The organism is Amycolatopsis silviterrae, assembly GCF_042684085.1.
Classification (GTDB): domain Bacteria; phylum Actinomycetota; class Actinomycetes; order Mycobacteriales; family Pseudonocardiaceae; genus Amycolatopsis; species Amycolatopsis silviterrae.
The window spans coordinates 135,820-156,409 of record NZ_JBHUKS010000028.1 but is presented as its reverse complement, the minus strand read 5'-3'; the positions used below and the strand labels follow the sequence as shown (position 1 = coordinate 156,409).

The window sequence follows — 20,590 nt, the reverse complement described above, 5'->3', positions numbered from 1 at the left end:
GGGTGAGCCGATGCCGGGAGACCGGCTGACCCGCGAGGAACGGCTGCGGATCGAGGACTGGCTGGCCGGCGGGCTCGGGTACGCGGAGATCGCCCGGCAGCTCGGCAGGCCGACGTCCACGATCAGCCGCGAGGTCGCGCGCAACAGCACGGCCGGGGTCTACGCGGCGGACGACGCGCAGGAGACCGCCGGTCGCCGGGCCCGCCGCCGCAAGCCGGTCCGGCCCGCCGGGCAGGTGAGCGACGGTCTCCCGTCCGAAGCCGCGCGTGGTTTCGTGGACCGTTTCGCGCCGCTGCTTGCCGCGACCGGCCTGCCGCGGATGACCGCGAGAGTTTTCGCCTGCTTGCTGATCTCCGACGGCCTGACCTCCGCGGACCTGGTGCGGCAGCTGCGGGTCAGTCCGGCGTCGGTGTCCAAGTCGATCGGTTATCTGGAAGCCATGGCGCTGGTGCTGCGCCGCCCGGATCCAGGCGGCCGCCGCGAGCGGTACGCGATCGACGACGGCGCCTGGCTCCGGGCGTGGCGGGCCGACACCGACGCGCACGGCCGGATCGCGTCCGCCGCGCGCCGGGGGATCGACCTGTTCGGCGCCGACACTCCCGCTGGCGCGCGGCTCGGCGAGATGAGCCGGTTTTTCGGCAGGCTCAGCGAGCAAATGGGAGACAGCGACCTCGCGGAGGCCGTCGGGTACGACGCGTTGACCGTGGTCGCCGCGCTGGTGCACGCTGGACGGCCGCTCGCCCTGGACGCGCTGGCCGATGCGCTCGTCTGGCCTCGGGGCCGGGTGCTCGCCGCGGTGGAGGCGATCCAGTGTCGGCCAGCAATCGCCGACCCGCTGGCTTTGCGGATCGTCGGAGCTGAGACGTTCGGCTTGGCCGCCAGGGAGGACCGGCTCAGCCCGGCGCAGCGCGACGCACTGTGAGCCGGGCGATTCAGGCTGGCACGGGCAGCGGGGGCTGGCCCATCCGCAGCGCGCCGAACTTCGCGGACCTCCGGACCGCGTCGAACCCGTAGCCGAGCATCGCCGTCTCGTACTCCCGCAGCGCCGGAACGAGCGCGGCCCCGGCGGCGACCTCGGCGAGCTTTGCGGCGAGCAGTTCCGCGTCGCGCAAGGCGATGTTCGCGCCGACGCCGACCGCCGGGCTCATCGCGTGGATCGCGTCGCCGAGCAGCGTCACCGAGGTGGTCGGCCACGGGTCGATCGGCACGCTGGTGCGCATGAAAATCGGGAACAGCGTCGCGGGATCGGCGAGGGCCAGCAGCTCGCTCGCCTCCGGATTCCATTGGCGGGTCAGGGAAACCGTCAGATCCCGGAGCTGTTCGCCGGTGGCGGCGCGGAGTTCGCCGTCGGAACAGGGGAGCAGTTCGGTGCGGGCGGCGTACAGGCACATCACGTAGTCGCCGGGGTCGGTGAGACCGGGCAACGGAGCGGGCCGCCGGGAGTGGACCGGGGCGATGCCGATGTGCTGGTTGTCCGGGCCGACGAGCCCGCTGTAGATGCCGAACCATTCGTCGGGGATCAGTTCGGCTGTCTCGCGGGTGAGCGGGAAGCGGCCGTACAGGATGCGCACGCCGGTGTCCAGTACGGGTGCGTGTGGCAGGTATTGCTTGCGTACCACGGAATTAACGCCGTCGGCGGCGATCAGGACGTCGGCGGACTTGGTGGACCCGTCGGCGAACGTCGCGGTGACACCGTCGTCCAGGCGGTATCCGGTGCACTCGCGGCCGAACTCGACGACGTCGTCCAGTCCGTGCAGGAGGATTTCGCGGAGGGTGAGCCGGTTGATCGAGACGTTCCGCTCGACGGGCTCCGCGGGCGGCGTTCCGTCGAGGTATCCGGTGCGGGAAGGCGAAGAACTGGCCTCCCACACCGCCTTGGCGAGGTTTGGCGGGAGCAGCCGGTCGAGCGCGTCGAGGCCGTTCGGGTCGATCCGCAGGCGGTACCCCTGCAACCGGCCGACGGCCGAGCTGTCGCGTTCGCAGACGGTGACGGCGATCCCGGCGCGACGCAGGCCCTGTGCGAGCGCGAGCCCGCCGACGCCGGCTCCGACGATCAGGACGCGAAGGTTTTCAGGCACGGCGAATTCCCCTTCTGGATACGGAAACGAGGGGACGTGCTGGACGCACCTGAGCGGTGCGGGTACGAGCGCGGAGCGCCGCCCGGACTACCTACCGGGCTGTGGCTTTCGACGTCCTGGGCCACCATAGCTTTTTCCGGAAGCGGATTGTCAAGGACCGATCTCCGCCGCTGAACCGGCGGCACCGGGAAAGCTTGACCGCGATCCGCCGTTCCCCGGGAGTTGTTCCCGAAGCGCCCGCCGCTCTGGTCTACATTACAAACGTAATGTAGCGTGGGCGGAGCCCCAGCGGAGGAGGTGCGCAACCGTGGACGACCCGACCGGGATGAAGCTCGCCCTGCGCCGGGCGGCGGTCGGCGTGGTCGCCTCGGAAGGGCTGCGCGGCCTCACCTACCGCGCGGTCGCCCGGGCGGCGGGCTGCACCACCGGCGCGGTCCAGCACCACTTCTCCTCGATCGACGACCTCCTGCAGTCCTCTTTGGACCTCGTGCTGGAGGAAAGCGCCGAGAACGGCCTGATCGGGGCCCGCACCGGCGTCTGGGCGGACGGCCCGGAGGTGCGCCGCCGGTTCCGGGACAGCGCGGACCTGCAAGTGTTCCAGTATCAGCTGGTCGTGGAATCGGCGCGGCGGCCCGAATTGCGGCCCGTCGTCCGCCGGCTCTACGACGGTTATCTCGCCGCGGTCGGCAAGGAACTGTCGGCCGACGGCGGGCTGGCCCAGCTCGTTTTCTACGCCCTCGACGGAATGTTCCTGCACCAGGCGGCGGACCCGGACGCCGATCCGGGCCCGGCGCTCGAAGCCCTGCGCGGCCTGCTCGCGGCCGCGCGGTAAACCGAACCTCCCCGCACCCCGGCCGCGCTCGACGCCGCCGGGGCCGAAGTGTTGCCGAAACACGTTGTGCCGCAAGATCTTCCCACTGTCCTTTGCGGAATTTCGCCGCCGCTCAGGTGTTGACTTAATCAACACCTTGGGGTCAGACTCGGCGCATCCCCGGACCCGCCGACCCGAAAGGCACCTCCGATGCCCGACACCGCCGCCGCGACCTTGCTGATCGACGGCCGCTGGCAGTCCGCCCCGGCGACGTTCGACGTCGTCGACCCCGCGAGCCTCGCCGTCCTCGGCCAGGCCGCCGACGCGGGACCCGACCAGGCGCGCGACGCGCTCGCCGCCGCCGCGCGCGCTGCCCGGGGCTGGGCGGAGACCGACCCGGAAACCCGCGGCGGCTACCTCCGCGCCGCGGCCGCCGGAATCCGGGCGCGGCAAAACGAACTCGCCGCGCTGCTGAGCCGCGAGAACGGCAAGCCGCTGGCCGAGGCGAACGGCGAACTGGCCGGCGCCGCCCGGATGCTGGAGTGGGCCGCCGAGGAGGGCCGCCGCGCGTACGGGCGGGTCACCCCGGCGAACGCGGCCGGTCCCGGGCTCGTGCTGCGCGCGCCGGTCGGCCCGGTACTGGCGATCACGCCGTGGAACTTCCCGGCCAGCATGCTGATCCGCAAGGTCGGGCTGGCGCTCGCGGCGGGCTGCCCGGTGATCGCGAAACCGGCCGAGCAGACCCCGCTGATCGCCACCGCGCTGCTCGGAATCGTGCAGGAAACCGGGCTGCCCGCTGGCGTTCTGCAGTCCCTGACCACCACCCGGCCCGCCGAACTCGTCGGCGCGCTGCTGGCCGACCGGCGGCTGCGCAAGGTCAGCTTCACCGGCTCCACGGAGGTCGGGCTGGGCCTGCTGCGTCAGACCGGCGACATCCTCCGCCGGACGTCGCTCGAAATGGGCGGGCATTCACCGGCGATCGTGTTCGAGGACGCCGATCTCGAAGCGGCCGCGGCGGGCGTCGTCACCGGGAAGTTCTTCAACGCCGGGCAGAGCTGCACGGCGGTCAACCGGCTGTTCGTCCACGAAAGCGTCCGCGACGACCTGCTTTCCTTGATCGAGAAGAAAACCGCCGCGCTGAAGGTCGGCCGGGGCGACGCCGAGGGGACCAACGTGGGCCCGCTGATCGACGAGGCCGGGCTGGCGAAGGTGGAGAACCAGGTCGCCGACGCGGTCGGCAAGGGCGCGCGCGTGCTCGTCGGCGGCAGCCGGTGGACGGATTCCGCGCTGCCGGGCCATTTCTTCGAGCCCACCGTGCTGGACGGCGTCACCCCGGACATGCTCATCAGCCACGAGGAAACGTTCGGCCCGGTCCTCGCCGTCGCTACCTTCCGCACCGACGACGAAGCGGTCGACCTGGCCAACGCCACCGACTACGGCCTCGCCGCCTACGTGTTCGGCACCGACCTGCGCCGCATCTGGCGCACGCTCGACCGGCTCGACTTCGGCGTGTTCGGCGTCAACGACCCGGCTCCGGTGCGGCCGGAACTGCCGTTCGGCGGCCAGAAGAACTCCGGCCAGGAACGCGAAGGCGGGGCCGAAGGCATCGAGGCCTACACCGAGACCAAAGCCGTCGCTCTGCGGTTCTGAACCGCTCCCCGAAAGGAATCCGCATTGACTGACCTCGCCTCCATCGACCAGCGCACCCTCATCCATCCGCACACCGTGATCGGCGCCCCGGCCGAACCGCTCGTCCTCGACCGCGGCGAGGGCGCGCTGCTGTGGGACACCGACGGCAACCAGTACCTCGACGGCACCTGCGGCCTGTGGCAGTGCCCGGTCGGCCACGGCCGCGCCGAACTCGCCGACGTCGCCGCCGAGCAGATCCGCAAGCTGGAGTTCTACTCGTCCTTCGGCGACTACTCGAACGCCCCGTCGATCCGCCTCGCCGAACGGCTGCTTTCGCTCGCCCCGGCCGGGCTGGAACGCGTTTTCCTCACCAACGGCGGGTCCGAGGGCAACGAAACCGCGATCAAACTCGCCCGCCTCGCCTTCCACCACGCCGGTTCGCCGGAACGCACGGTGGTGCTGGCGCGCCACGGCGGTTACCACGGCATGGGCGGCGCCTCGCTGGCCGCGACCGGGATCGAGGGCTTGCGCGCCGGGTACGGGCCGCTGCTGCCGGACGTCGAATGGCTCGGCAAGCCGCACGGTCTCGAACACGGTCCCGACGCGACCGATCTGCTGGTGGCGGAGCTGGAGAAGCGCATCGAGGAGATCGGCCCGCACCGGATCGCGGCGTTCATCGGGGAGCCGGTGCTCGGCGTCGGCGGGATGGTGCCGCCGCCGGAGGGCTACTGGCCGCGCGTGCAGGAAGTGCTGCGCCGCCACGGGATCCTGCTGATCATGGACGAGATCGTGACCGCGTTCGGCCGCACCGGGCACTGGTTCGGCAGCGCGCACTTCGGCGTCGAACCGGACATGATCGTCACCGCTAAGGGGCTCACCAGCGGGTACATTCCGATGGGTGCGGTCCTCATTGGACGGAGGGTGCTCGAACTCGCCGAGGGCGCGACGTTCCTGCACGGTTTCACCTACAACGGCCATCCGGTCGGCGCGGCGGTCGCGCTGGCCAACCTGGACATCATCGAAAAGGAGAACCTGCTCGAACGCGCCACGGTGCTCGGCGCCCGGCTGCGCGCGCGGCTCGACCCGCTCGCCGAACTGCCGCACGTGCGCGAGGTCCGCGGCGTCGGCCTGATGCTCGGCATCGAGTTCGCCGACCGGCCCACCGCACCGGTGCAGGCGGGCTGCCGCGCGGACGGCGTGGTGGTCCGCGCGTCCGGGACCAGCATCGTGCTGTCGCCGCCGCTGGTGATCACCGAGGAACAGATCGACACGCTGGCCGACGTGCTGTGCAAGCACGTCGCGGCCGCGGCGAGCTGAACGGAGGAGCCATGAGACGCCGGATACCGACGCTGTTGTCCGCCGCACTTGCGCTCACCACCGCCGGCTGCGCGATTTCCGAAGGCGGCCCGAACTCGCTCGTGTTCGCCTCCTACGGCCAAGGCGCGTACCAGGCGGGCCAGCGCGCCGCGTGGCTCGACCCGTACGAGAAGCAGACCGGGACGACGGTCACCATCGACGGCCCGTCGAGCAACGCCAAGCTCAAGGCGATGGTCGAGGCCGGGAAGGTGACCTGGGACGTCGTCGACACCGACGCGTCCGCGGCCGCCGCGGTGTGCGGGAGCCTGCTCGAACCCGTCGACATGGGGCCGCAGGCCGCCGGGTTCCCGGCGGGCTCGCTCACCGACTGCGGGGTGCCGGACGCCTTCTTCGGCATGATGCTGATGTACAACTCCAAGGTCTACGGCCAGCATCCGCCGACGAAACTCGCCGACTTCTTCGACCCGAAGCAGTTCCCCGGCCGCCGCATCATCTACGGCGGCGACCCGAGCGTCGGCACCATCGAAGCCGCGCTGCTGGCCGACGGCGTGCCGCGAGACAAGCTGTACCCGCTCGACATGCGCCGCGCGCTCCGGATGTACGACCGGATCCGGCCGCAGCTGTCCATCAGCAGCACGTACGGCGACCAGCAGCAGCGCATGGCCGGCGGCCAGGCGGACATGGCGCTGATCGTCAGCGCGCGGGCGTTCTCGCTGCTCAAGGCAGGGGCGACGAACTGGAAGGTGGTGCCGGACATCCCGGTGCCGGTGACCTGGGACGTGCTCGTGGTGCCGAAGGGGACGGCACGCGCCGAGGAGGCGAAGAAGCTCATCCGCTTCGCCTCGCAGCCGGCGCAAGCGGCGGACTTCGCCGCGCGGGCGGGCGTGGGGCCGGCCAACACGGCCGCCCCCGCCGCACGTTCGGAGATCGGCCGCCAGCTCGACATCTGGGGCGAGGGCAAGGAGGACTTGCGAGTGCTCAGCGACGTGCGTTATTGGGCGGCGAACCGGCCCGAGCTGGTGAAGGCGTGGTCGGATTGGACGACCGGATGACCGCCGTGGCGACCCGTCCCGCCGCCGCCCCGCGGGCCGGGGCCGAAAAACGGCGGACCTCGTGGCTGCTGCTCCCCGCGGCGGCGGTGGTGCTGGTGTTCTTCTTCTATCCGCTGGCCGTGATTCTGTGGCGCAGTTTCACCGAGCCCTCGTTCGGGGTGAGCAATTATCTCGCGGTGCTCGGCGACGAAGTGCAAATCCGCGTGATGCTGCGGACGTTGCGGACCGCGCTGATCATCACCGTGGCGACGCTCGTCATCGCGTATCCCTACGCGTACGCGATGACGCTCGTCGGCCGCCGCGCGCGGTCGGTGTTGACGCTGCTGGTCCTGATGCCGTTCTGGACCAGCCTGATGGCGCGCAACTTCGCTTGGTACGTGCTCGAACAGCGCGGCGGCGTCATCGAAAAGGCGCTGGCGGCGATCGGCATCGACGGGGTCGTGCTGCTGGGTTCGGTGGCCGGCGTGACGGTCGCGATGGTGCAGGTGATGCTGCCGTTCATGGTGCTGCCGCTGCAAAGTTCGATGCTGAGCATCGATCGCAGCCTGCTGCACGCGGCGGGCAGCCTCGGCGCGCGGCGTCCGGTGGCGTTCCTGCGGGTGTACGTGCCGCTGTCGATGCCGGGCGTGCTGGCCGGCGTTTCGGTGGTGTTCATCATGTCGCTGGGCTTCTACATCACCCCGGCGCTGCTCGGCACGCCGCAGCAGGCGCTGGTCGCGCAGGTGATCGGCACCCAGGTCAACGACCTGCTGGACTTCGCGGGCGCCGGCGCGCTCGGGACGATCCTGCTGGTCGTCACGCTCGTGGTGCTCGCCGTGCTCAGCCGCGTGGCAGCGCCGCTGGGCACCAGCGCGGCTGGAGGTGCCGACCGTGGCTGACAATCCGTCCATCAGCAGGGCCGCCGCGGTGCGGCAGCGGAGCCTCGGCTGGGGCCTGCGCGTGTGGGTCGTCCTCGTCGCGTTCGTGCTCGTCGCGCCGACGCTCGTGGTGATCCCGATGAGCTTCGGCGCGGGCTCGACGTTCGAGTTCCCGCCGAAGGACTGGTCGTGGCACTGGTACGCGGAGTTCTTCACCAGCAAGCAATGGCTGGCCGCACTGGCGAACTCCGTCCAGGTCGGCCTGCTCGCGGCGGCGCTCGCCACGGTGCTCGGCGTGGCGGCCGCGCTGGCGCTCGACCGGATGCGCCGGGGCGCGGGAATCGTCCGGCAGCTGCTGATGGCTCCGATGATCCTGCCCGGCATCGTCGTCGCGGTGGCGATCTACGGGGTGTTCCTGCGCTGGCAGCTCAACGGCACGATGCTCGGTTTCGTGCTGGCGCACGCGGTTCTGGGGCTGCCGTTCGTGCTCACGTCGGTGCAGACCAGCCTCGCCGGGTACGACCCGATCATGGAGAAAGCCGCGGCCAGCCTCGGCGCGCCGCGCTTCACGACGCTGCGCAAGGTCGTGCTGCCGATCATCGCACCCGGCGTGCTGTCCGGTTTCGTGTTCGCCTTCGCCACCTCGTTCGACGAGGTCGTGGTCGCGCTGTTCCTGCAGACTCCCGCGATCAAGACCCTGCCGGTGAAAATGTACGAATCGATCGTGCTGGAAATCGACCCGACGATCGCCGCCGCGTCGAGCCTGATCGTCGTGTTCACCACCGTCCTGCTGTTCGTCCCCGCCCTTTCGCGCCGAAAAGAGCAATCATGACTGAGACAATCACGGGCGACGGAATCGCGACCGCCCACGTGACGAAGGCGTACCCCGGCGTCGGCCGGCCCGCCGTGGACGACGTTTCGCTGCACATCGCCGACGGCGAATTCATGACCTTCCTCGGCCCGTCCGGTTCGGGCAAGACGACGATGCTGTCGATGATCGCCGGGTTCACCCCGCTGACGTCCGGATCGATCACTGTGGACGGTCAGGAGATCTCGCGGCTCAAACCGCACCGGCGGAATCTCGGCGTGGTTTTCCAGCAGTACGCACTGTTCCCGCACATGTCGGTGGCCCGCAATGTCGCGTTCGGACTCGCCCAGCGCAAGGTGCCGAAGCCGGAGATCGCTCGGCGGGTGGACGAGGTGCTGGAACTGGTCGGGCTGTCGGCGGTGCGGGACCGGTTGCCGCGCCAGCTTTCCGGCGGGCAGCAGCAGCGGGTGGCCTTGGCCCGGGCGGTGGTTTACGAACCGCGTGCGTTGCTGATGGACGAGCCGTTAGGCGCGCTGGACAAGAAGCTGCGCGATCAGCTGCAACGCGAAATCGCGCGGATGCACCGGGAATTGGGGATGACGTTTCTTTTCGTGACCCATGATCAGCAGGAAGCGCTCACGCTGTCGGACCGGATCGCGGTGTTCAACGACGGCCGGATCGAACAGGTCGGCACGCCGGAGGAACTGTACGAACGGCCGGAGACGTTGTTCGTCGCGCAGTTCATCGGGGAGTCCAATGCTCTGCCGCTCACTCCAGGGGAGGTGACGATCGTGCGGCCGGAACGGTTGACGCTGCACGCTCCTTCGGAATCAGTCCCCAGTGGACACCAGCGGGTGAGCGCGCAGGTGACCGACATCGTGTACGTCGGCGACCACACGCGGATCTGGCTGCGCTACGCCGACGGTGCGCGCGGTTGTGCGGTGTTGTCGGCGGGTGCCGTGCACGAGCATCGGCCGGGAGACGAGGTGACAGTGGCTTGGCATCCGGAGCATCAGGCCGTGGTGCCGAGCAGCGACGTCCCGGAATTGGCGGCGGTATGACTGGGGATTTGCTGCTGCGCGGCGGCGTGGTCCGGACTTTCGACCCGGTGGTCGGCACGGCTTCCGCGGTGCTGGTGTCGGACGGCCGGGTCGCCGCGGTCGGCGACGACCAGACGGTTTCCGCTGCGGCCGCACCGGATGCGCGCGTGATCGAGCTGGCCGGACGGACTGTCCTGCCCGGACTGAACGACGCGCACCTGCACCTGGCTTTCTACGCCGCCGCCGGTCCGGAGTTCTCCGTGGACCTTTCCGCCGCGTCGACGTTGGACGAGGTCGCTCGCGCGCTGGCCGACGCGCCGCCGGGGGAGTGGATCGTCGGCCGGGGCTGGCGGGAAACGACGATCGTCGAGTTCGCGGACGGCCGTGAAGCGCCAACACGCGCTTGGCTGGACGGTGTGACTGGTTCACAGCCGACCGTGCTGCATCACGCGTCGTCACACGAGGTGTGGGCGAACAGCGCGGCGCTGAAATGTGCGGGAATCACAGCGGCGACACCGGATCCTGAGGCGGGCGAGATCGTGCGGGACGCCGTCGGGGAGCCGACCGGGGTTCTCGTCGAGAGTGCGCAGGAGCTGGTCGCGTCGCTGGTGCCGCAGCCGAGCCGGGAGCTGCGGCTGGATTCGATCGTGCGCACCATGGAGCGGTTGAACGCGCTCGGGATGACGAGCGTGACCGACCCGATCGTCCCGCCCGGCCTGTGGCAGGACTACCGGGACCTGCACGCCGCCGGCCGCCTGCGGATGCGGATCACCGCGCTGCTGCACTGGAACTGGCCGTCGCCGACCACGTCCGCCTCTTCGCTGGCGCAGCTGCTGGACGAGACGGACTTCTCCGTCGGCGACGACCTGCTGCGGATCGGCGGCATCAAACTGTTCGCCGACGGCGTGCCGACCCATTGCACCGCGTGGATGCACTCGCCATACCCGTCCGGCGACCACGGCAGCCTGGTGACCTTCGGCCCCGACGACGACGCGCGAGTGCGAGAACTGCACGAACTGATCCTGGTCGCCCATGTGCGGCGGGTGCGGGTGCAGGTCCATGTGACCGGCGACCGGGCCGCGGACGCGGTGGTCGACGCGATCGAGGCGGCGCAGGCGGCCGACCCGTGGCCCGACGCCCGGCACGCGCTCATCCACGGCACGTTCCTGTCCGCAGCGGTGCTGGCCCGGCTGGCGCGGTCCGGAATCGGGGTGATCACCAGCTCGCTGATGAGGACCTACAGCGGCCCGTCGATGGTTCGCGCGCTGGGCGAGTCCCGGTGGGCCGACGCGTTCCCCGCGCGGGCTTTGCTGGACCACGGCGTGGTCGTCGCCGACAGCTCGGACGCACCGGTGACCGTCCCGGACTGGCGGCGCGGCGTCGCGACTTTCACCGGCACACCCGGCCCGAACGAGTTCTCCACCGTGACCACCCCGCTGACCAGGGAGGAAGCGCTGCGCTTGTGGACCACCGGCCCCGCCTGGCTGGAACACGCGGAGGACGTCAAGGGCACTCTCGGTGTCGGCACCCTCGCCGACCTAGCGGTTTTCGCCCACGATCCGGTCACCGCTGAGAGTGCGGAGCTGCTGAGCGTACGGTCGGAATTGACCGTGCTCGGAGGACGTGTAGTGACAGAGTGAGGGCTTGTGTACAGCAGTAATACCGACGCCGACCGCGGCGCTTTCGTGTGGATGGTGAAGAACGCGGTCGTGCCGAGGCCGATCGCGTGGGTGAGCACGGTGGACGGCGCGGGCGTGCGGAACCTCGCGCCGTTCAGCTACTTCGCCCCGCTGACGATGGACCCGCCGACAGTGCTCTTCTCGATCTCTGACACGCCGAAAGACACGCTGGACAACATTACGGTCAGCGGCGAGTTCGCGATCACGATGGCGTTGAGCGGTCAGGAAGAGCTGGTCGCACGCACGGCGTCCACAGTGGACTCTTCGGTGGACGAGGCGGAGCACGTCGGCCTGTCGTGGGCGCCGGGAGTGCGGATCGGGGTCCCGCATCCGGCCGGTGCCGGGCCGAGCCTGGAGTGCACGCTGGTGAAGATCGACGAGTTCAAGGGCTCGCACCTGGTGTTCGGCGAGGTGGTGGGAGTAGCAGTGGACGACCGCCTCCTCCGGCCGGACGGCCGCCTGGACCAGGACGCATACCACCCGGTCGGCCGCATGGGCGGCGCGACGTTCACCCGGGTGGACAACTGGGTGCGGGTCCCGATCCCGGCTCCGGAGGAGTTCCTGGCCGGAAGCCAACACCCGAACCCGCGCCGCTAGTTCCCGGATCTGCTGTCCGTGAGGGGAACCCTCACGGACATCGGTGGGCCAACGCCAGGGAATTAAGCCGGGTGGTGCCAGCCTGCTGACCGTCCATAAAGGACGCCGGCGTCGATGAAATGCCCGGCTAAGGCCGATATGCCCGTTTCTTCCGGGCTGTGAGGGACTCCCTGAGGGAATCTGATTCCCTCAGGGAGTCCCTCACGGACGACACGTTCAGTTCCGGCCGCCCGCGTTGGGGGTCGGCGCGGTCTCTTGCCGAGCCCGGCCGCAGGCGTCGGGAACAGGATCGTCGTCCGTGAAGGACTCCTTGAGGGAATCAGATTCCCTCAAGGAGTCCTTCACGGACCTAAGAATATGGTCAGATGGGCAGTAATCGGGCATTTCGGTTGCGCTGGCGTCCTTTATGGACGGTCAGCAGGTGTTGACGCCACGCGACGTAAGTTCCTGGCATTGGGGACTCAGCGTCCGTGCGGGTGGCCCTCACGGACCCCGCCGCCGCTGGAGTCCGTGAAGGTTCCCCTCACGGACAGCGAACCGTCGCTCGGCGGAGGCGCTGCGGCGAACTGTCCGGCAGGTCCCGTATCCTCGACCCCGCCCACACCTGACCAGGGAGGTCCCCGTGGCCGACGCAACCCTCGCCGGCGTCCGCGCCCGGCTCGCGGACCTCGACGACCCCAAAATCCGGGCCGTCAACGAGAAGCACGGCGACGACCACAGCGTCAACCTCGGCAAGCTCCGCGCCCTCGCCAAGGAACTCAAAGCCCAGCCCGATCTCGCCCTCGAACTGTGGCGGACCGGCGACACCAACGCCCGCCTGCTCGCCCTCCTCGTCGCGCGCCCCAAGCAGTTCGGCCGCGACGATCTCGACCGGATGCTGCGCGAGGCGGGCACCCCCAAGGTCCAGGACTGGCTTCTCGTCAACATAGTCAAGAAGACCCGCCACGCCGAGGAACTCCGCGTGGCCTGGCTCGACGACGCCGACCCGGTGGTGGCGAGCGCGGGCTGGACGCTGACCGTCGACCGCGTCGCGAAGAAGCCCGACGGGCTCGACCTTTCCGGGCTGCTGGACGTCATCGAAGCCGAGATGAAAGCTGCCCCGGACCGGTTGCAGTGGGCGATGAACCACTGTCTCGCGCAGATCGGCATCGAGCATCCCGGCCTCCGCGCCCGCGCGATCGGCATCGGGGAGCGGCTCGGCGTTCTCAAGGACTACCCGACCCCGCCGAACTGCACCTCGCCCTACGCGCCGGTCTGGATCGCCGAGATGGTCAAGCGGCAGGCTTGACGAAGACCCCGACGAACACCATGCTCGCGGCCAAAAACGGCCCCTCGGCCAGCGCCGCCAGCCACCGGTCGCCCTCCGCCCGGTCCAGCTGACCCGCCCGCACCGCGCGTTCGGTGTTCCGGCTCAGGCCGAGAATCTTGTCCGCCGTCCCGAAATCGCGGAACACCGGCGTCGCCACCGAGACGTCGCGCACCTCCAGCCCGGCGGCCAGCGCCAGCCGCGCCAAGGAGCGGCCGACGGTCGCGTTTCGGACCATCGTCGAGCACACGAAACGGTTGAACGCGCGGTTCGTCGCGGGCTCCCCGGGATCGACCACCAGGCTGTCCCAATCCGGCTCGGCGACGCACGCCAGCCCGCCCGGCCGCAGCACCCGGTGCAGCTCCGCGAAAACCCCGGCGGGATCGGCGACGTGCTGCACCATCCGGTCCGCCCGCGCCCGGTCGACGCTCGCGTCCGCCAGCGGCAGCGCGTGCGCATCGCCCAGCCGGACCGAGACGTGCGGCGCGGAAGAGGCCGCCGCCTCGACCATTCGCGGTTCCGCGTCCACCCCGATCACCGTGCCCGAGGACGTCACCGCCTCCGCCATCGCGGGCAGGTCGGTGCCGGGCCCGCAGCCGACGTCCAGCACGGTCAGCCCGGGCCGCAGCTCGAGTGCGGTCAGCACCTGCCGTTTGTAGTCGCGTCCGGCTTCCGCGACACGGGCGTAGTAGTCGACTTTGTCCGGTCTGGGAACTCCGAAAGTCTCGGCCATGTCTTCGAGTGAACCAGAAAACCGCGAGGCGCCGCAGGCTCGGCTCGACCGGCCGATCCTCTCCGCGGGCCGTTCATGCGAAAGAAGGACTGTGCGGGATTTGCCGATTTAGGTACCGTGGCAAGGGGGCCTCATTATCGCAGCTCATGCACAATGAGGGGGAATCCGATGGTTGTTCGCCTTTCGTGCACACTGTGCGTGCGCTGATAGCGCTGGCAGTTTCGTTTTCGGCGCTCCCGGGTACGGCGGCCGCCTCCAGCGTCCGGCCCGCCAGCGCTCAGGCGAACGCCGAAGTCGTTCGTATTCCGGGATGTTCGCCGCGATCGCCGACGGCAGAAGAGGACTGCCCGCATATTCTTGAGGCGTACCACTGCGTCCTCGACCGCAATTGGTCTCCGTAGCGGGGCTCAAGGGCGGGAAGGTGCACGAAAATTCCGACGGAAAGCTCCAACGCTTGGTGATGGACAAAACGATCCGACCGGCAATTCGTGGTACACGACGTCGTCGAAGGGTAGGCCTTGTCTTCACTGCCCGCCGTTGTCGAACCGCGTTCCTGGGACGACGTGCTCCTGCAGAACCCGAACCCGGACTTCGGCACGGGCGACGAGGTGCTGAGCTGGGCGAAACCGTCCCTGCCAGCGCGCTGGAAGCGCGACTTTGACGAACTCCGGCAGCGCCCTCCCGAGGGCGGCGCACTGCTGAAGGTGATCGACGCCGCGTCGTGCCGGACCGATCAGGCGCTGTTCGGCGTATTCGCGGAGGAACTCCAGTTCCCCGGCTACTTCGGGCACAACTGGGACGCGTTCAACGAATGCCTGTCCGATCTGGTGGTACTGGACGACGGCGGGCTGGGCTCGGCGTTCGGCGATCTTCCCGGCGTGGCCGCGCGGGCGCTCGTGGTGGTGCTGCTGCGTGCCGAGGAACTGCTGGCCGAGTCCGGACCGGCGGGATTCGCCAGGTTCGTCCGGTCGGTGCAGTTCGCCGACATCGAGCACTCCTGAGGCTCACTAGGGAACCGGTGCCAGCCGCACCCGAGGCGTCCCGGTACGCCGTGGCCGATCCCCGCACGTGACATTACGCACGAACCGCGCGCGCCCGGGCCGCACCGCCTAAGGTGTGGCGGGCGTGGAGGGAAGACCGGTGCGATTCCGGGGCTGCCCCGCAACTGTGAGGCTCGCCGAGCCGAAGCCAGATACCTCCGCGGGATCCATTGATCGGTCGGCGCCACGCGGGTTTGGCCAGGCCGGAGAGCCGCCGCGGCACGCGGGCGGCTCTTCTTCCGGTTCTCCCGTCCCGGCATCGGCCCGGCGCGAGGGAGTCCCATGACCGTGCGCAGGCGCGGGTTCCTGCTGGGCGCCGCGGGCGTGCTCGCGGCCGGCTGCGGCGGCCCCCGGGCGTCCGGCGGCTCCGGCATCGACACGTTTTCCGCCGTGCTCAAGGGGTCCGGCACCGACGAACGGCTCGATCCGGGCACCAGCCACCTGTTCATCGACGAAGCACGGCTGAAAGCCCTGTACGACGGGCTGTTCGAGGTCGACGACACGATGCGGCCGGTACCGCGGCTGGCCCGTTCCGCCGAGCCGAACGCCGACGGCACCCGCTGGCGGCTCTCGCTGCGCGACGCGCGCTGGCACGACGGCGCGAAATTCACCTCCGCCGACGTGCTTTACACCCTGTCGCGCGTGCTCGGCCCGCCCGGACCGCAGCCGTTCATCGCCGCCGCGACGCTGGATTCGATCGACCTCTCGCAGTCGCGCGAAGTGGACGAACGGACGGTGGAGATCGCGCTGAAACGGCCGTCGTTCGAATTCCTGACCGCGCTTTCCGCGTACGGCACCAAGATCGTCCGCAACGGCACGAAGGACTTCAAGAAGCCGGTCGGCACCGGTCCGTTCCGGTTCGAGTCGTTCCGGCCCGGCCGCGAAATGGCGGCGACCGCGTATGCCGATTACTGGGACGGTGCGCCGAAGATCAGCCGGCTGCGCATCCTCAGCGCGGAAAACGACGCGCGCCCGGCCGCGTTGCGCGGCGGCCAGGCCGATTTCGCCGACGATCTGACCCCGGCCGCGGCGAAGACGTTGCGCGCGGCGAGCGGGATCGACGTGCATTCAGCGCCGCACAGCGGAATCTACTACTTCGCGATGAAAACCGACCGGCCGCCGTTCGACAACGCGGACGTCCGGCGCGCGATGATGCGGATGGTCGATCGCGAGGAACTGGTGAAGGTCGCGCTGCAGGGCGAAGGCGAGGTCGCCAACGATGTGTTCGGCAACGGCTTCGAGTACTACGCCGATCTGCCGCCGCACCCCTATGACCCGGACCAGGCGAAAGCGTTGCTGCGCAAGGCAGGCGCGGAGAACCTGACCTTCGAACTGTTCACCGCGCCCGCGGCAGCGGGATTCGTCGACGCGGCGAACCTCTTCGCCGAACAAGCCAAACGCAGCGGGGTGACGGTGAAAGTCCGGGTCGGTTCCGGCGACACCTATTACTCCGAATCGCTGAAAGCCGGTCAGCTCACCATGGGCCAGTCCGGTCCGCTGCCGATCCCGAACCATTTCGCGTCCCGGTTGCTCGGCGGCGCGCCGCAGAACCGCACCAACTGGCGCGATCCGGAATTCGACGCGCTGTACCGCCAGGCGCTGGCCACCGCGAACCAGCCGCGGCGGGCCGCGCTCTACCGCCGGATGCACGAAATCCTCCACGACCGCGGCGGTTTCGTGTTCTGGGGCAACGCGACCTGGACCAGCGCCGCCTCCGCGCAGTACCGCGGAATTCCCGCCGGAGTGCCCAATTCGCTGAACTGGGCCCGATTCGACAAGGTGACCCGATGACCCTTTCCGAGACCTCCCTCACCGCGGACCGCGCCCGGTACTGGCTGGAGCGCTGGGACCGGCAGCAGGAGTTCTACATGCCCGACCGCGAGGAGCGGTTCGCGGTGCTCGGCGACGTCCTGGCCGAACTGGTCCCGCGCGAGGACCCGCTGATCGTCGACCTCGGCGTCGGCCCCGGCTCGCTCTCGACCCGCCTGCTGGCCCGGTTCCCCGCCGCACGAGTGGTCGGAGTGGACGCCGACCCGCTGCTGCTCGGCCTCGCCGACCTCGCGTACGGCAGCGCCCGATTCCGCACGGTCACAGCAGATCTGCGTCAGCGCGGCTGGTACGAGGCGCTCGAACTCGACCGCGCCCCCGACGCGTTCGTCAGCACGACCGCACTGCACTGGATGAACCGCCTGCCGCTGCGCGATCTGCTGGGCGTCTGCGGCGAAACCCTCGCTCCCGGCGGTGTTTTCGTCAACGGCGACCACCTCTACGAAGGTGCTGCCGGACCGCAGCTCGACACCCTGAACCGCGCACTGACCAAGCGGCGCGCGGCCCGGGCCGGAGTGGTGCGCGACGAGGACTGGGCGGCGTGGTGGCAGGCCGTCGAAGCGGCTCCGGAGCTGGCCGACCTGGTCGCCGAGCGCGCGGGCGGCTTCGCGCACGAGGTCACCGACCGCCCCTCCGTGCACGATTACCTGGCCTTCCTGCGCGAGGCCGGGTTCGCCGAGGCCGGCACGGTGTGGCAGGTCGGGGACGACCGCATCGTCGCCGGGATCCGCTGACTCCCGGCGCGCGGTTCGCGCTGCGCCGGCTCGGCATCGGCGCGGGCCAGCTCGCGGTGCTGGTCGCGCTGGTGTTCGGGCTGTCCCTGCTGCTGCCCGGCGACGCCGCGGACGTGCAGAGCAGCGACCTGTACAGCGACCGGCAGCGCGCGGAAACGCGGGAGCTGCTGGGCTTGGACGTCGCGCCGCTGCTGCGGTTCGCCCGCTGGCTCGGCCACGCGGCGACCGGTGACTTCGGCACGTCCTACGCCAGCGGCGAGCCGGTTTCCGAGGTGATCGCCGGGCCGTTCGCGATCACCGGCGTCATGGCCGCGTTCACCACGATCCTGCTGCTGCCGCTGGCCGGCTGGGCGGGCTTCGCCGCCGGGCTGCGGCCGGGTTCGCTGCGGGACCGGGTGATCACGACGGTGAGCGTGTTCTTCGACGCGATCCCGGATTTCGTGCTGGCGGTGCTGCTGGTCGCGTACGTGGCGATCGGGCTCGGCCTGTTCCCGGCGACCTTCCTCGGCGTCGACCTGGGCACCATGCTCGCCGAACCGGGGTATCTGGTGCTGCCGCTGGTGGTGATGGTCGCGCGGGTGGCCGCGCCGCTGGTCCGGCTGGTGCGGGCGGGGGTGATCGACGTGTCCGCGAAGCCGTACGTCGAGCAGGCGCGGCGGCTCGGCGTCGGCCGGGTTTCGCTGCTGCTGCGGCACATCGCGCCGAACGCGCTGGGCCCGGCGATGCAGGAACTGGGCCGGACCGGCGACGGGCTGCTGTCCGGGGTGCTGATCGTGGAGGCGGTGTTCGCGCTGCCCGGCATCGCCTCGACGCTGATCGGCGCGATCGGGGACCGCGACGAACCGGTGATTCTCGCGATCGTGCTGGTGACCGGGGCGGTGGCGGTGCTGGTGAACGCGCTGATCGACCTGGCCGGGCGGCGGATGGCGCCGTCCCGGTGAAGGCGAGATGGGCGTACGCGGGGATGGTCGCCGTCCCGGTGCTGGTCGCGATCGCCGGCCCGGTCGTAGCGGGCTGGGCTCCGGCTGAGCACCAGGCTCCGTTCGGCCCGTCGACCTGGTCCCCGTTCGGCACCGACCGGCTCGGCCGCGACGTCCTCGCCGCCGCGCTCGAAGGCGGCCGCACACTGCTGGTCGTCACTGCCCTGACCGTGCTGTGTGCCTACGCGATCGGCTTCACTCTCGGCATGGCCGCCGCCGCGGCACCCCGCCCATGGCTGGAAGACCTGATCATGCGCCCGCTCGACGTCCTGCTGTGCCTGCCCTCGCTCCTGATCATCATCGTCGCCGCGGTGCGCACCAACGGATCCACCGTCGCGATCGCGGCGGCGGTCGGGCTCGCGCTCGTCGCCCCGATCGCGCGGTTCGTGCGCATGGCGGCGCGCGGCGTCGTGCACGGCCCGGTGATGGACGCGCTCCGCATGCAAGGCGAACCGCGCCGCCACCGCTACGGCCGGTACGCGCTGCGGGAACTCGCCCGCCCGGTCGCCGCCGACTTCGGCGTCCGCATCGCCGCGGCGATCTACTTCCTGTCCTCGGCCAACTTCCTCGGCCTCGGCTTCGACCCGGCATCGCCGGACTGGGCGGTGACGGTCGCGGCCAACAAGGACGGCCTCACCGCCGCTCCGTGGTCGGTGTTCCTGCCCGCCGGGCTGATCGTCCTGCTGGTGGTCGGCCTGAACCTGCTGTGGGACGACCTGCTGGCCGATCGCGATGGCTGAACCGCTGATCAGCGTCCGCGGCCTGACCGCGCACGCCGGCGAAACGCCGCTGCTGCACGACGTCTCCCTGGACGTCCACGCGGGCGAGATCGTGACGTTGTCCGGCCCGTCCGGCGTCGGCAAGACGACCGTCGCGATGACCGCCGCCGGGCTGGAACGGCCCGGGATCAGCGTGCGGGCGGAGACGGTCGCGTCGGCCAAGGTCGGCTACCTGCCGCAACAGGCCGCGGAGACGCTGAACCCGGCCCGGCGAGTCGGCCACGCGCTCGGCGAACTGGTCGGCCTCGATGCCGGGCGGTTGTCGCGCAAGCAGCGCCGGGAGCGCGTCGCCGAGGTGCTGCGGCTGGTCGCCTTCGAGTCCGCCGACGGCCTCCTGCGGCGGTACCCGTTCGAGTTTTCCGGTGGCCAGCGGACCCGGCTCGCCCTGGCCCAGGTCCTCGCGACCCGTCCCCGCGCGCTGGTCCTGGACGAGCCGACGACCGGCCTCGACGCCGTCAGCAAAGCCGACCTCCTCCGGCAGCTCTGCGCGCTCGCCGACGCCGGGGCCGCGCTCCTGGTTGTCACCCACGACCCCGACGTCACGGCGACCCGGGCATTGCGGCTGCAGGACGGAATCCTTACGAACGAACCGTCGCCCGCGGCCCGACCCCGTCCCCGGACCGTCGAGCGGGGCACGCGGGTGGCCGAGCTGCGCGGGGTCTCTGTCCACTATGGCCGGACGGAAGTCCTCAGCGACGTCGACCTGTCGCTGTATGCGGGGGAGACCGTCGGCGTGACCGGCCCCTCCGGCGCGGGAAAGACCAGCTTGGCCCGCTGCCTGGCCGGACTGGTGCCGGTCCGCGGCGAAGTGCTCGCGGACGGGGAGCCGTTGCCGTTGCTGCGCAAGCGAACGATTCGGCAGACCGCATACGTCCAGTACGTCTGGCAGGAGGCCGCGTCGTCGTTCGACCCGCGCCGCACGGTGCTCGACCAGGTCGCCACGACCGCGATCCGGCTGCGCGGCCGGTCTTCGGCGGACGCGGTCCGCGAGGCGGACGAAGTCCTTAGTGGACTGGGGCTCACCGAAGCGCAGTCCCGCCGCCGCCCGGACGGCCTGTCCGGCGGTCAGCTGCAGCGCGCGGCACTGGCCCGGGCCCTGCTGGCCGAACCCCGCGTCCTGCTCTGCGACGAGGTCACCACCGGTCTCGACCCGGAACTGGCCGCCCGCATCCTGGACTGCCTCGACGCCTATCAGCGCCGGACGTCCGCCGCCCTCCTGCTGATCAGCCACGACACCCGCGCGCTGGCCGCCCGCGCGGACCGGATCCTCTCCGTCCGGCACGGCCGGGCCGTCGATTCCGGCTGACTTTTCGCGAGAAATAT

The 20,590-nt window shown here is 70.5% G+C and carries 19 protein-coding genes and 1 riboswitch; of the genes, 17 read left to right on the top strand and 2 right to left on the bottom strand.

Features of this window, described 5'->3' with window-relative positions:
• Positions 1–10 precede the first annotated feature (10 nt).
• The gene (locus ACFSVL_RS36720; protein WP_378311125.1) at positions 11–922 is read left to right on the top strand and encodes a GbsR/MarR family transcriptional regulator; all 912 of its coding nucleotides are present in this window, start codon (positions 11–13) and stop codon (positions 920–922) included.
• Positions 923–932: 10 nt separating this feature from the next.
• On the opposite strand, the gene ACFSVL_RS36715 is transcribed toward ACFSVL_RS36720, so the two are convergent.
• A complete protein-coding gene (locus ACFSVL_RS36715; RefSeq protein WP_378311123.1) occupies positions 933–2,078 on the bottom strand; it encodes an FAD-dependent oxidoreductase in 1,146 nt (381 codons plus the stop codon).
• 307 nt (positions 2,079–2,385) lie between these two features.
• On the opposite strand from ACFSVL_RS36715, the gene ACFSVL_RS36710 reads away from it, so the two are divergent.
• From ACFSVL_RS36710 to ACFSVL_RS36665, 10 genes are all read left to right on the top strand, one after another.
• On the top strand, positions 2,386–2,910 hold the full coding sequence (locus tag ACFSVL_RS36710; protein WP_378311122.1) for a TetR/AcrR family transcriptional regulator: 525 nt from the start codon (positions 2,386–2,388) through the stop codon (positions 2,908–2,910).
• A 189-nt stretch (positions 2,911–3,099) separates the two neighbouring features.
• Positions 3,100–4,539, top strand: a complete 1,440-nt coding sequence (locus tag ACFSVL_RS36705) for an aldehyde dehydrogenase family protein (protein WP_378311120.1) — start codon at positions 3,100–3,102, stop codon at positions 4,537–4,539.
• A gap of 24 nt (positions 4,540–4,563) precedes the next feature.
• Positions 4,564–5,835: an aminotransferase family protein gene (locus tag ACFSVL_RS36700; protein ID WP_378311118.1), complete on the top strand. Its 1,272-nt coding sequence runs from the start codon at positions 4,564–4,566 to the stop codon at positions 5,833–5,835.
• A gap of 11 nt (positions 5,836–5,846) precedes the next feature.
• Positions 5,847–6,887 carry an extracellular solute-binding protein gene (locus tag ACFSVL_RS36695; protein ID WP_378311116.1) on the top strand — a complete coding sequence of 347 codons (1,041 nt, stop codon included), beginning with the start codon at positions 5,847–5,849 and terminating at the stop codon, positions 6,885–6,887.
• Complete coding sequence (locus ACFSVL_RS36690) at positions 6,884–7,765, top strand: ABC transporter permease (RefSeq protein WP_378311144.1); 882 nt, start codon at positions 6,884–6,886, stop codon at positions 7,763–7,765. Before ACFSVL_RS36695 ends, ACFSVL_RS36690 begins: the two co-directional genes overlap by 4 nt.
• The gene (locus tag ACFSVL_RS36685) at positions 7,758–8,576 is read left to right on the top strand and encodes an ABC transporter permease (RefSeq protein ID WP_378311114.1); all 819 of its coding nucleotides are present in this window, start codon (positions 7,758–7,760) and stop codon (positions 8,574–8,576) included. The genes ACFSVL_RS36690 and ACFSVL_RS36685 overlap by 8 nt, the downstream gene beginning before the upstream one ends.
• Positions 8,573–9,613, top strand: a complete 1,041-nt coding sequence (locus ACFSVL_RS36680; protein WP_378311112.1) for an ABC transporter ATP-binding protein — start codon at positions 8,573–8,575, stop codon at positions 9,611–9,613. The genes ACFSVL_RS36685 and ACFSVL_RS36680 overlap by 4 nt, the downstream gene beginning before the upstream one ends.
• Positions 9,610–11,232: an amidohydrolase gene (locus tag ACFSVL_RS36675; protein ID WP_378311111.1), complete on the top strand. Its 1,623-nt coding sequence runs from the start codon at positions 9,610–9,612 to the stop codon at positions 11,230–11,232. Before ACFSVL_RS36680 ends, ACFSVL_RS36675 begins: the two co-directional genes overlap by 4 nt.
• Before the next feature lie 6 nt (positions 11,233–11,238).
• Positions 11,239–11,868, top strand: a complete 630-nt coding sequence (locus ACFSVL_RS36670; protein ID WP_378311109.1) for a flavin reductase family protein — start codon at positions 11,239–11,241, stop codon at positions 11,866–11,868.
• A 622-nt stretch (positions 11,869–12,490) separates the two neighbouring features.
• The gene (locus ACFSVL_RS36665; protein ID WP_378311107.1) at positions 12,491–13,156 is read left to right on the top strand and encodes a DNA alkylation repair protein; all 666 of its coding nucleotides are present in this window, start codon (positions 12,491–12,493) and stop codon (positions 13,154–13,156) included.
• On the opposite strand, the gene ACFSVL_RS36660 is transcribed toward ACFSVL_RS36665, so the two are convergent.
• Complete coding sequence (locus ACFSVL_RS36660) at positions 13,140–13,907, bottom strand: methyltransferase domain-containing protein (RefSeq protein ID WP_378311105.1); 768 nt, start codon at positions 13,905–13,907, stop codon at positions 13,140–13,142. The two genes, ACFSVL_RS36665 and ACFSVL_RS36660, sit on opposite strands and share 17 nt — an antisense overlap.
• Positions 13,908–14,425: 518 nt before the next feature.
• Here ACFSVL_RS36660 and ACFSVL_RS36655 point away from each other — a divergent pair.
• The 6 genes from ACFSVL_RS36655 to ACFSVL_RS36630 all read left to right on the top strand — a co-directional run bounded on the left by ACFSVL_RS36655 (position 14,426) and on the right by ACFSVL_RS36630 (position 20,573).
• On the top strand, positions 14,426–14,908 hold the full coding sequence (locus ACFSVL_RS36655; RefSeq protein ID WP_378311103.1) for a barstar family protein: 483 nt from the start codon (positions 14,426–14,428) through the stop codon (positions 14,906–14,908).
• 72 nt (positions 14,909–14,980) lie between these two features.
• A riboswitch (cobalamin riboswitch) is annotated at positions 14,981–15,124 on the top strand.
• Positions 15,125–15,229: 105 nt separating this feature from the next.
• Entirely contained in the window at positions 15,230–16,738 is a 1,509-nt protein-coding gene (locus tag ACFSVL_RS36650; RefSeq protein WP_378311102.1) for an ABC transporter substrate-binding protein, read from the top strand.
• Positions 16,735–17,508 (top strand): class I SAM-dependent methyltransferase, encoded by a 774-nt coding sequence (locus tag ACFSVL_RS36645; protein ID WP_378311100.1) that lies wholly within the window; start codon positions 16,735–16,737, stop codon positions 17,506–17,508. Before ACFSVL_RS36650 ends, ACFSVL_RS36645 begins: the two co-directional genes overlap by 4 nt.
• Complete coding sequence (locus ACFSVL_RS36640; RefSeq protein WP_378311098.1) at positions 17,466–18,449, top strand: ABC transporter permease; 984 nt, start codon at positions 17,466–17,468, stop codon at positions 18,447–18,449. Before ACFSVL_RS36645 ends, ACFSVL_RS36640 begins: the two co-directional genes overlap by 43 nt.
• Entirely contained in the window at positions 18,446–19,228 is a 783-nt protein-coding gene (locus ACFSVL_RS36635) for an ABC transporter permease (protein WP_378311096.1), read from the top strand. The genes ACFSVL_RS36640 and ACFSVL_RS36635 overlap by 4 nt, the downstream gene beginning before the upstream one ends.
• Positions 19,221–20,573 (top strand): ABC transporter ATP-binding protein, encoded by a 1,353-nt coding sequence (locus tag ACFSVL_RS36630; RefSeq protein ID WP_378311095.1) that lies wholly within the window; start codon positions 19,221–19,223, stop codon positions 20,571–20,573. The genes ACFSVL_RS36635 and ACFSVL_RS36630 overlap by 8 nt, the downstream gene beginning before the upstream one ends.
• Positions 20,574–20,590 lie beyond the last annotated feature (17 nt).